Annotated in this window: 9 protein-coding genes; 2 read left to right on the top strand and 7 right to left on the bottom strand. The window is 72.1% G+C overall.

The features are described from left to right. Positions 1-11: 11 nt before the first annotated feature. Positions 12-725 (bottom strand): MBL fold metallo-hydrolase, encoded by a 714-nt coding sequence (locus tag H300_RS0122770; protein ID WP_028429215.1) that lies wholly within the window; start codon positions 723-725, stop codon positions 12-14. A 193-nt stretch (positions 726-918) separates the two neighbouring features. Here H300_RS0122770 and H300_RS0122765 point away from each other — a divergent pair, with 193 nt between their 5' ends. Continuing rightward, positions 919-1,752: a peptidylprolyl isomerase gene (locus H300_RS0122765; RefSeq protein ID WP_028429214.1), complete on the top strand. Its 834-nt coding sequence runs from the start codon at positions 919-921 to the stop codon at positions 1,750-1,752. Positions 1,753-1,956: 204 nt separating this feature from the next. Beyond that, positions 1,957-3,186 (top strand): DUF349 domain-containing protein, encoded by a 1,230-nt coding sequence (locus H300_RS0122760; protein WP_028429213.1) that lies wholly within the window; start codon positions 1,957-1,959, stop codon positions 3,184-3,186. Positions 3,187-3,333: 147 nt separating this feature from the next. Here the strand turns inward: H300_RS0122760 and H300_RS0122755 are convergent, their stop codons facing one another. The 6 genes from H300_RS0122755 to ruvB form a co-directional block, all read right to left on the bottom strand. After that, positions 3,334-6,045: a RelA/SpoT family protein gene (locus H300_RS0122755; RefSeq protein ID WP_028429212.1), complete on the bottom strand. Its 2,712-nt coding sequence runs from the start codon at positions 6,043-6,045 to the stop codon at positions 3,334-3,336. A gap of 167 nt (positions 6,046-6,212) precedes the next feature. After that, on the bottom strand, positions 6,213-6,761 hold the full coding sequence (locus H300_RS0122750; protein ID WP_028429211.1) for an adenine phosphoribosyltransferase: 549 nt from the start codon (positions 6,759-6,761) through the stop codon (positions 6,213-6,215). 17 nt (positions 6,762-6,778) lie between these two features. Further along, positions 6,779-7,915, bottom strand: a complete 1,137-nt coding sequence (secF, locus tag H300_RS0122745; RefSeq protein WP_028429210.1) for a protein translocase subunit SecF — start codon at positions 7,913-7,915, stop codon at positions 6,779-6,781. A 1-nt stretch (position 7,916) separates the two neighbouring features. After that, positions 7,917-9,713 (bottom strand): protein translocase subunit SecD, encoded by a 1,797-nt coding sequence (gene secD / locus H300_RS0122740; RefSeq protein ID WP_028429209.1) that lies wholly within the window; start codon positions 9,711-9,713, stop codon positions 7,917-7,919. Between the two features lie 114 nt (positions 9,714-9,827). Next, the gene (gene yajC / locus H300_RS0122735; protein ID WP_028429208.1) at positions 9,828-10,289 is read right to left on the bottom strand and encodes a preprotein translocase subunit YajC; all 462 of its coding nucleotides are present in this window, start codon (positions 10,287-10,289) and stop codon (positions 9,828-9,830) included. 162 nt (positions 10,290-10,451) lie between these two features. Beyond that, positions 10,452-11,519, bottom strand: a complete 1,068-nt coding sequence (gene ruvB, locus H300_RS0122730) for a Holliday junction branch migration DNA helicase RuvB (RefSeq protein WP_028429207.1) — start codon at positions 11,517-11,519, stop codon at positions 10,452-10,454. Positions 11,520-11,573: the final 54 nt, after the last annotated feature.

Below are 11,573 nucleotides of genomic sequence, written 5' to 3'. Positions count from 1 at the left end.
GGGAGTTCTCGTCACATTCCTCGTCGTGGGGCCGACGGTGCGTCGGGGCCCCGGCCGTCGGCCACTTCCCGCAGGAACGGGTTGGCGGCGCGCTCCCGACCGATGGTGGTCTGGGGGCCGTGCCCGGCGAGCACCACCGTGGAGTCCTCCAGCGGCAGGCACACTCGTGCCAGAGAGCGGAGGATCTCGGCGGGGTCGCCACCGGGCAGGTCGGTGCGTCCGACGGAGCCGGCGAACAGCAGGTCGCCCGAGAACAGGACCGGCGGTACGTCGGCCTGCTCGGGCATCCGGAAGGTCACCGACCCCCCGGTATGGCCGGGCGCGTGCGAGACGGTCAGGTCGAGGCCGGCCAGCCGCAGGGCGGCGCCGTCCGCGAGTTCCCGCAGGTCGTCCGGTTCGCCGACGGTGAGCTCGCCCATCAGCGGCTGGCCGATGGCGCGGCCGAGCGCCTTCTCCGGGTCGCTCATCATGTAGCGGTCGGCCGGGTGGATCCAGGCGGGCACGTCGTGCGCGCCGCAGACCGGTACCACCGAGGCGACGTGGTCGAGGTGACCGTGGGTCAGGACCACGGCGACCGGCTTCAGCCGGTGCTTGGCGACGGCCTCCGCGACGCCGTCGGCGGCCTGGTGGCCCGGGTCGATGATCACGCACTCCTCGCCGGCGGCGGGGGCGACCAGATAACAATTGGTCCCCCAGGCCCCGGCGGGGAACCCGGCAATGAGCACGATCGTCCTTCAGTCGTCCGGCAGCTTGGGCGGGCAGGCGCACCGCCTGCCGGGACGCCCGGCAGCGGCCGACGGCGTCCCCGCCCGAGCCTACCGGCGCGGGCGCCGCCGTCGCGAACCCGTATACGGTACGGGGCGGACTCCAGCAGCCGGGCGGGGAACCGGTCGGACATCGACACGGAAAAGAGGTCTCGTGGTCACCAGTGAGCAGCGGCGGAAGCAGCTCGCACGCGAGAAGTTCGAACGCCAGCAGCGGCGGCGGGCCACGGCGCGTCAGCGCGCGAAGACCCGCAACACGGTGATTGCCGCGCTGCTGGTCGTCCTGCTGGGCGCCGGGGGCACCTGGGCCGCGGTGAGCGCCGGCGGCGACGGCCAGGAGGCCGGGAGCGAGGACACCGCCGCCGAGAGCACCCCCAGCGCGGCGCCGGACCCCTGCGAGCAGCCCGCCGAGGGCGAGCCGGGCGACCAGCAGTGGAAGGAGGAGCCGGAGCTCACCGTGGTCGGGTCCGCCTCGTACACCATGACGCTGGAGACCACCTGCGGGGACATCGGCATCACGCTGGACGCGGAGAACGCCCCCCGGACGGTCAGCTCCTTCGCGTTCCTCGCCGGGGAGGGCTACTTCGACCACACCCGGTGCCACCGGCTGGTCGACCAGGGCATCTTCGTCCTCCAGTGCGGCGACCCGACCGGCACCGGACAGGGCGGGCCCGGCTACACGATCCCGGACGAGAACCTGGACGACCCCGCGGTGGCGGACGGCACGTACCCGGCGGGCACGGTGGCCATGGCGAACACCTACAACGCCCAGGCGGACGAGGGCCGGGACACCGGTGGCAGCCAGTTCTTCCTGGTATACGAGGACAGCCCGCTGCCGCCCGACTACACGCCCTTCGGTGAGATCACCGAGGGTATGGACGTCCTGAACAAGATCGCCGACGCCGGTTCGCGCGAGGACCAGGAGATCGCGGCGACCGTCCCCAACGCGACCGTGGTGATCGACCGGGCGGAGGTCGCCGAGGGCTGACGCCGGCCGGGCCGCCGCGACCCGGACGGGGAGGCATTTCTCCTCGCGCCGGATGCGGACAGCCCGGCCACCGGTCGCCTATGTTTGGCGTGGTGCGGGCCCGCTCCGGCCGGGCCGCCTGCACCGGGAACCTGACTGCCGGACGACAACCGTGGACGACGCCGGGGGCACCGCGCCCCGCCGGCGTCATGTGGAGGAGGCGCTGTGAGCAGCGACCCGTGGGGCCGCGTCGACGAGACGGGGACCGTGTACGTGCGTACCGCCGACGGCGAGGAGGTCGTCGGATCCTGGCAGGCGGGCTCGCCCGACGAGGCACTCGCCTACTTCGAGCGCAAGTACGAGGGCCTGGTCGTGGAGATCGGCCTCCTGGAACGCCGGGTGAGGACCACCGACCTGTCCACGAAGGACGCGACGGCCGCCATCGAGCACCTGCGCGAGCAGGTGGACGCGCACCACGCCGTGGGCGACCTGGCCGCGCTGACCGAGCGGTTGGACAAGCTGGCGGGCACCGTCGAGGCCCGCCGCCAGGAGCGCAGGGCGGCGAAGGCCAAGCAGGCGGAGGAGGCCAGGTCCGCCAAGGAGGCCCTGGTCGCCGAGGCGGAGGAACTGGCGCAGAGCGAGCAGTGGAGGGCCTCCGGCGAGCGGCTGCGCGCGCTGGTGGACACCTGGAAGGGACTGCCGCGGCTGGACCGCAAGAGCGACGACGAGCTGTGGCACCGGTTCTCGCACGCCAGGTCGGCCTTCTCCAAGCGACGCAAGGCGCACTTCGCCGCGCTGGACGCGCAGCGCGAGGAGGCCCGGCAGCGGAAGGTGAAGCTGGTCGCCGAGGCCGAGGCGCTCTCGGGTTCGCGCGACTGGGGCCCGACCGCGGCCAAGTACCGGGACCTGATGCAGGAGTGGAAGGCCGCCGGGCGGGCCCAACGGGAGCACGAGGACGACCTGTGGCAGCGGTTCCGCGGCGCACAGGACGTCTTCTTCCAGGCCCGCGGCGAGGTCTTCGCCGAGCGGGACGCCGAGCAGCGCGAGAACCTCGCCCGCAAGGAGGAACTGGCGGCCGAGGCCGAGAAGCTGCTGCCGATCACGGACCTGAAGGCGGCCAGGGCGGCCTTCCGCGGCGTCAACGAGCGCTGGGACGCCGTCGGGCACGTGCCGCGGGACGCCAGGCCGAGGGTCGAGGGCCGGATGCAGGCCGTCGAGCGGGCTCTGATGGAGGCCGAGGAGACCGAGTGGCGGCGCACCAACCCCGAGGCCAGGGCGCGCGCGGCCGGGCTGACCGGGCAGTTGCAGGACGCGGTGGACAAGCTCCGTGAGCAGGCCGACAAGGCCAGGGCGGCGGGCAACACCGCGAAGGCGGAGAAGCTGGAGAAGGAGCTCGCCGGCCGGCAGGCGCTGCTGGACCAGGCGCTGAAGGGCCTGGAGGAGTTCGGCGGCTGAGTCACGCACCGCGTGGCCGGGGCGCGGAAGGTCCTGGCCCCTCCCCCGCCCACGCACGGTGCCCCGGAGACCGACCGCGTCTCCGGGGCACCGTGCGTGCTGCGGCCGTCGCGGGCGGGGTGCCGTTCGGGTCCGGGCGGGCCGGCGTCAGGACTTGCGGGTGGACGTGACCCGGTAGACGTCGTACACGCCCTCCACCCCGCGGACGGCCTTCAGCACGTGTCCGAGGTGCTTGGGGTCGCCCATCTCGAAGGTGAACCGCGAGGTGGCCACCCGGTCCCGGGAGGTCTGCACGGCCGCCGAGAGGATGTTGACGTGCTGGTCGGACAGCACCCGGGTGACGTCCGAGAGCAGCCGGGAGCGGTCCAGTGCCTCCACCTGGATGGCGACCAGGAACACCGAGGACTGGGTGGGTGCCCACTCGACGTCCAGGATCCGCTCCGGCTCGCGGGAGAGCGAGTCGACGTTGACGCAGTCCGCGCGGTGCACCGAGACCCCGCTGCCGCGGGTGACGAAGCCGATGATGGGATCGCCCGGCACCGGGGTGCAGCAGCGCGCCAGCTTCACCCAGACGTCCTCGACACCTTTGACGACCACCCCGGGGTCCGCCGCCGACCGCCGCTTGCTCCGGGTGTTCAGCGGCGGCGCGGTCTCGGCGATGTCCTCGTTCGCGGCGTCCTCGCCGCCGAGCGCCTGCACCAGCTTCTGGACGACGTTCTGGGCGGTGACGTGGCCCTCGCCGATGGCCGCGTACAGCGAGGAGATGTCCGGGTAGCGCATCTCGTGCGCCAGCGTGACCAGGGAGTCGCCGGTCAGGATGCGCTGGATCGGCAGGTTCTGCTTCCGCATCGCCCGGGCGATGGCGTCCTTGCCCTGCTCGATGGCCTCGTCGCGGCGCTCCCGCGAGAACCAGGCCCGGATCTTGTTGCGGGCCCGGGGCGACTTGACGAAGCCCAGCCAGTCCCGGGAGGGCCCCGCGCCGGACGCCTTGGAGGTGAAGACCTCCACGGTGTCGCCGTTGTCCAGGGTGGACTCCAGCGGGACGAGCCGGCCGTTCACCCGCGCGCCGATGGTGCGGTACCCGACCTCGGTGTGCACGGCGAACGCGAAGTCCACCGGTGTGGCGCCCGCGGGCAGGGCGATGACGTCGCCCTTCGGGGTGAAGACGAAGACCTCGTTGACGGACAGGTCGAAGCGCAGCGACTCCAGGAACTCGCCGGGGTCCTCGGTCTCCTTCTGCCAGTCGAGCAGTTGGCGCAGCCAGGCCATGTCGTTGAGGGTGTCCTGGCCCTTGCCGACGTGCCGGGGCACGTCGGTGCGCACCTTGGAGGCACCGGCGACGGCCTCCTGCTTGTACTTCCAGTGCGCGGCGATGCCGTACTCGGCGCGGCGGTGCATGTCGAAGGTGCGGATCTGCAGTTCGACGGGCTTGCCGCCGGGACCGATCACCGTCGTGTGCAGCGACTGGTACATGTTGAACTTGGGCATCGCGATGTAGTCCTTGAACCGCCCCGGGACGGGGTTCCACCGCGCGTGCACGGTGCCCAGCGCCGCGTAGCAGTCCCGGACGGTGTCCACCAGGACCCGGATGCCGACCAGGTCGTAGATCTCCGCGAAGTCGCGGCCCCGCACGATCATCTTCTGGTAGACGGAGTAGTAGTGCTTGGGCCGCCCGGTGACCGTGGCCTTGATCCGGGCACCGCGCAGGTCAGCCTGCACCTCGTCGGTGACGGTGGCGAGGTACTCGTCCCGCTTCGGGGCGCGCTCGGCCACCAGGCGCACGATCTCGTCGTACATCTTGGGGTAGAGGATCGCGAAGGCGAGGTCCTCCAGCTCCCACTTGATGGTGTTCATGCCCAGCCGGTGGGCCAGCGGTGCGTAGATCTCCAGCGTCTCGCGGGCCTTCTGCTCCTGCTTCTCACGGCGCAGGAAGCGCATCGTGCGCATGTTGTGCAGCCGGTCGGCGAGTTTGATCACCAGGACCCGCGGGTCCTTGGCCATGGCGACGACCATCTTGCGCACGGTCTCCGCCTGCGCCGCCTCGCCGAACTTGACCTTGTCCAGCTTCGTGACGCCGTCCACCAGGAGCGCGACCTGGTCGCCGAAGTCCCGGCGCAGGGTCTCCAGGCCGTACTCGGTGTCCTCGACCGTGTCGTGCAGCAGCCCGGCCATCAGCGTCGCCGGGTCCATGCCGAGTTCGGCGAGGATGGTGGTGACCGCCAGCGGATGCGTGATGTACGGGTCGCCGCTCTTGCGCTTCTGGCCGCGGTGCCAGCGCTCGGCGACCTGGTAGGCGCGCTCGATCTGCCGCAGCACCGCCGTGTCGGCCTTGGGGTCGTTGCCGCGCACTATCCGCAGCAGCGGCTCCAGTACGGGGTTGTACGGCGTGGAGCGCTGCACCCCGAGCCGGGCCAGCCTGGCGCGCACCCGGTTGGAGGAACCGGACCGGCCGGAGACACCGGAGACGGCACGGGCGGGCACCGGGGGCTGCGCGTCGGGCAGCGTCTCGGAACCCGGAGCGGTGCCGGCCGCGGGCGCCTCCCCGCCACTGCCGTTCTCCGTCCCGGCGCTCCGGCTGCGGGCGGAGCCCTGCCGCTTCTTGCGCGACTTCCCCGGCCGGGTCTGCGGCGCCTCAGCCTGCTCGCTCTCGGAGGCGGGAGCCACCCCGGCGCTCCCGTGCCCGGGGGCGTCACGGCCGCCGGAACTCCGGCCTCCGGCCGCCGGCCGCTCGGCGGGCCGGGAGCTGCCGCCCTCCCCCGCGCCGGACCGTCCGTCGTCCGCGCCGGTACCCGACGCGGACGCAAGCGGTTCGCTGTTCTGCCGCCGGGCGGCGGCGAGCGGCTGGGCGTCGTCTGGCAAGAGCACTCCTCAAGCGCGTCCGGCCCCTTCCGGGGGTCGGACTGCCATCGTATCGACCCGGGGCGGCCGCGGCGCCGGGGGCATCCCGGGCGGGAGCGGTCGTACACGGCACGACGGGCCGCCGGCGCAGTCGCCGGCGGCCCGTCGTGTGCGCTCGGGCTCCCTGGTCAGACGGCCACCAGGGAGTCCAGCGGGATGCCCGCGAGAGCCCCCGCCAGCCGTTCCCGGCCACCGAGGAAACCCAGTTCGAGCAGCACGGCGACACCCGCCACGCGGGCACCGGCGCGCTGGATGAGCGTGATCGACGCCTCGGCCGTGCCGCCGGTGGCGAGGACGTCGTCGATCACCAGGACCCGGTCGTCCGCGCCGAGGTCCTCGGCGTGCACCTCGATCTCGGCCTGGCCGTACTCCAGGTCGTATGCCTGCGACAGGGTGGCGCCCGGGAGCTTGCCCGCCTTGCGGACGGGGACGAACCCGAGCCCGGCCCGCACGGCCACCGGCGCGGCCAGGATGAAACCGCGGGCCTCCAGACCGGCGACCTTGGTGGCGCCGTGCTCCACGCAGAGCGCGGCCAGCGCCTCGGTCAGCGCGCGGAAGGCGACCGGATCCGCCAGCAGCGGGGTGATGTCCTTGAACACCACCCCGGGCTGCGGATGGTCGGCCACGTCGCGAATCCGGCTGAGCAGCAGCTCGGCCAGGTCACCCGATTCGGTCACCGCGGTCCCCACCCCGCTCACCGCCGCTTTCCGGAGGCTCCGCCGCGGCGGCTGCCGCGGGCCGCGGTGCCCTGGCGCGGGCCGGGGGCGGAACCGGCGGTCGCCGGGGCCGCGGGTGCGGGCCGGTCGGCCGGGGGCTCGTCGGCGTTGTCGTCCTCGTCGGTCCAGTCCTCGGGACCGGCCCAGCCGGCCTTCTCCCGCTTGGCCATCACCCGTCGGTCGTGCGCCTTCACCTCGGGCTCGCGGAGCTTGAGGTCGACCACCACCGGGGTGGCGATCATGATCGAGGAGTAGGTACCGGCGGTGAGGCCCACGAACAACGACAGGGCGATGTCCTTGAGCATGCCGCCGCCGAGCAGACCCGCGCCGATGAAGAGCAGGCCGCCGACCGGCAGCAGGGCGACGATCGAGGTGTTCACCGAGCGGATCAGGGTGGAGTTCAGACCGAGGTTCGCCAGTTCGGAGTACGTGAACCGGTTCTGCTTGGTCAGCCCCCTGGTGTTCTCGTTGACCTTGTCGAACACCACGACGGTGTCGTACAGCGAGTAACCGAGGATGGTCAGCACGCCGACCACGGTGCCCGGGGTCACCTCGAATCCCACGAGGGCGTAGACGCCGACCGTGATCACCAGGTCGTGAATCAGGGCGACGAGCGCCGCCGCGGCCATCCGCCACTCGAAGGTGATCGCCAGGTAGACGCTCACCAGCACCAGGAAGATCACCATGCCGGTGACGGCCTTGCTGGTCATCTGCTCGCCCCAGCTCGGGCCGACCAGCTCCGCGTCGAGGTCCTCGGTGGCGATGCCGAGGGTGTCGGCGAGTGCCCCGCGGGTCGAGTTGGAGGTCTCGGTGTCGAGTCCGGTGACCGTGATCCGCAGCGACCCGCTGCCCAGCCGCTGCACGCGGGCCTCGTTGCCGGAGGCCTCCTGTGCCTGCACCCGCGCCTCCTCCACCGAGATCTCGGTCGGCGGGGTGGTGAAGACCGCGCCGCCCTGGAACTCGACGCCCATGAAGAGGCCCTTGGCCCCCAGGCCGCCGAGCGAGATGGCGATCAGCAGGGCCGAGATCGCGTACCAGATCCTGCGGCGCTTGACGAACTCGAAGGTCGCCTCCCCGCGGTACAGCTTCCCGCCGAGCTCACCGATGCGTGACATCTCAGGCCTCCTTCGGTTCGGCGCGGCCGGTCGTGCGGCGACGGAGCGGCGGGCGTGAGCCGAGGCGCTTGGGGTCGAGTCCGGACCACGGGTGCCCACTGGCGAAGAACTCGCGCCGGGCCAGGATGCTGGTCAGCGGCTTGGTCATCAGGAACACCACGAGCACGTCCAGCAGCGTGGTCAGGCCCAGCACGAAGGCGAAGCCCTGGACGGAGCCGACGGCGGCGAAGAAGAGCACCACGGCGGCCAGGAAGGACACCACGTCGGAGACGAGGATGGTGTGCCGGGCGCGGGGCCAGGCGCGTTCGATGGCCGGCCGGATGGAGCGGCCCTCACGCACCTCGTCCCGGATCCGTTCGAAGTAGACGATGAACGAGTCCGCGGTGATGCCGATGGCGACGATGGCGCCGCACACCGCCGGCAGGCTGAGCGCGAACCCGATGCCCGGTCCGAGGAGCGTCATGATGACGTAGGTCAGACCGCCCATGGCCAGCAGGCTGGTGATGGCCACCAGGGCCAGTACCCGGTAGTAGAAGAAGAGGTAGAGCGCCACGAGGGCGAGGCCGATGGCTCCGGCGACCAGACCCGCCTTGAGCTGCTCCCCGCCCAGCGAGGGGGAGATGGTGACGACGTTGGCTTCCTCGAAGCTGATCGGCAGGGCGCCGAACTTCAGCACGTTGGCCAGGTCGGCCGCGGAGTCCTGGTTGAAACTGCCGGAGATCTCCGCGCTGCCGCCGCCGATCCGCGAACTCACCGACGGAGCGGAGACGACCTCGCCGTCCAGGGTGATGGCGAACTGGTTCTGCGGCTGCGGGAGCTGGGAGATCCGACCGGTGATGTCCGCGAACTTCTTCGCACCGGCCGAGTTGAACTCCATCGTGACGATCCACATGGTGCGCTGCTGGTCGAACACGGCCTCGGCGCCGTCCACGTCGGTACCGGGCACCTCGACGGCGCCGAGCACGTACTTGAACTGGCCCTCCTGGTCGCAGGCGACGACCGGGTCGGAGTTGTCCGCGGCCGCGACCTGCTGGCCCGCCTCGGCTCGGGCCGCGGCGGTGCTGCAGTCCAGCTCCTCGAACTCCTCGGTCAACGCGGCGGGCACGCCGCCGTCACCGGCGGCCGGGTCCTCCTGCGGGTCGGTGGACGCATCGGGTTCGCCGGACTCCTCGGGCGAGCCGGAGGCGTCGGGCTCGTCGGAGGGGTCGGCCTTGAGCGCCTCCGGGACGCTGCGGCCCTGCGTGCCGTCGGAGGGCTCCCCGGTGGCTTCGGAGCCGGGGCTAGCGCTCTCGTCCTGCGAGGGTTCCTCGGCGCTGTCGCCCTGTTCCCCGCCGTCCTCGGCACCGGCCGAGGCCTCGCCGGTCGGCTCGTCCGCAGGAGCCGCGGCCGCCGGGGCGACGTTCTGCACGGTGCGGAAGGCGAGCTCGGCAGTCGTACCGACCTGCTCCCTGGCCTGCTGCTCGTCGGTGCCCCGGGGGATGTTGACGGTGATGTTGCGGTCGCCCTGGGTGGCCACCTCGGCCTCGGAGACGCCGAGACCGTTGACGCGGCGGTCGATGATCGACACGGCGGTCTTCATGTTGGCCTCGGTGACGGCGCTCTCCTCACCGGGTTGGTCCTTGGCCGAGAGCGTGATGCTCGTACCGCCGGCGAGGTCGATGCCCAGGCGTGGGGTGTTCGCCCCGGTGAGCAGCATCCCGCCGGTCAGGACCACCATCAGTGCCAGGATCAGCCCTAGGGGGCGCCAGGGTTTCCCCTGCCCCCGCGGGGAACTGCGCCGCTTCTTCGGTGTCGCCACCTTCTCGTATCTCCCTGTCCAGCCGCCCGCGCGCGTCGGTCACCGCGCGGCACGCGAAGTGGTGTGCGGAACATGCGGCGCCCTTCGGGCCCGGGGGCCCGGCGGCGCGGGCCCTTACTTCTTGCCGTCCTCGCCGCGCTCGCCGTCCCTGGTCTCCGTCTCGGAGTCCGCGGGGCGGGAGGCGTCGTCGTCCTTACCGAGGTCGATCTTCTCGCCCGGGCCGGTCTCCTCGGAGCCGGTCAGCGAGGAGGCGTCGTCCGGCACCACCGGGGACTCCTCGTCGTCGGTGCGGGTGACACCGTTGACGATCTCGTCGAACTCGTCGTCCTCCAGGACCGCGCCGATGGCGTTCTTGGCGTAGCGGGCGTGCAGACCCGGGGAGATCTCCAGGAGGACCGTGTCCTCGCCGACCTCCTCGACCCTGGCGTACATGCCGCCGATGGTCCGGACACCGGTGCCGGACTGCATCTGGTCACGCATCTGCACGGCCTGCTGCTGCTTCTTCTTGGCCGATCGGGTCATCAGGAACATGGCGCCGATGAGCACGATGAAGGGGAGGAGAATTGCGATATCCACGGCGGAAGAGTTTCCTTCGTATGACCGCGGGGGGCGGCCTGGGTTGGGGGACGGTCGCGCCGACCGCGAGAGACGGCGTCGGCGGAGTCTAAGCGAGCCCGCACCTGTGGAACAACGTCCGGTGCCCGGCAGAGGTTCCGGGGTGCGCTCCGGTACGCCCTCTCACGCGCCGAACAGCCCGGCCTGCCCCGGCGCGGCCGCTTGCGGGGGCGGCGTCAGCCCCAGGTGTGCCCAGGCCGCGGGAGTGGCCACCCGCCCACGGGGGGTTCGGGCCAGCAGTCCCTCCCGGACCAGGAAGGGCTCGGCCACCTCCTCGACGGTCTCCCGCTCCTCCCCCACGGCCACGGCCAGCGTGGACAGGCCGACGGGACCGCCGCCGAACAGCTTGAGCAGCGCCTCCAGCACCCCTCGGTCGAGCCGGTCGAGCCCCCGCATGTCCACCTCGTACACCGCCAGCGCCCGCTCGGCGATCTCCCGGGTGATCGCGCCGTCCGCCTTGACCTGGGCGTAGTCGCGGACCCGGCGCAGCAGCCGGTTGGCGATCCGCGGGGTGCCGCGGGAGCGCCCGGCGATCTCCGCGGCCCCCTCCGCGTCGGTGCGCACGTCCAGCAGTCCGGCGGAACGGTGGATCACCTGTTCCAGTTCCCCCGGCTCGTAGAATTCCATGTGCGCGGTGAACCCGAAGCGGTCGCGCAGCGGTGGCGGCAGCAGTCCGGCCCTGGTGGTGGCACCGACCAGGGTGAAGGGGGGCAGCTCCAGGGGGATTGCGGTGGCGCCGGGGCCCTTGCCCACGATCACGTCCACCCGGAAGTCCTCCATCGCCATGTAGAGCATCTCCTCGGCCGGCCTGGACATCCGGTGGATCTCGTCCAGGAAGAACACCTCTCCCTCCTGGAGCGACGAGAGGATGGCGGCCAGGTCCCCGGCGTGCTGGATGGCGGGCCCCGAGGTGATGCGGATCGGGGCGCCCATCTCCGCGGCGATGATCATGGACAGGGTCGTCTTGCCCAACCCCGGCGCTCCGGAGAGCAGGACGTGGTCGGCCGTCGCCTCGCGCTGGCGGGCGGCGCGCAGCACCAGATCGAGCTGTTCGCGGACCTTGCGCTGGCCCACGAACTCGCTGAGGTCCTTGGGCCGGAGCGCGGCCTCGACCGCCGTCTCCTCGCTGTCCGCGCCGGCATCGACCAGGCGCTCCTCCCCCTCGGGTGCACGGTCGTCGTCCCAGTTCATCGCCGGATCTTCCTCGCAGGTCGTGGGTGGTACCGGCCTCGGCGGGCGGTGCCC

This window comes from Streptomyces sp. TAA040, from assembly GCF_000424845.1.
This window is presented reverse-complemented; position numbering and strand designations above follow the sequence as displayed.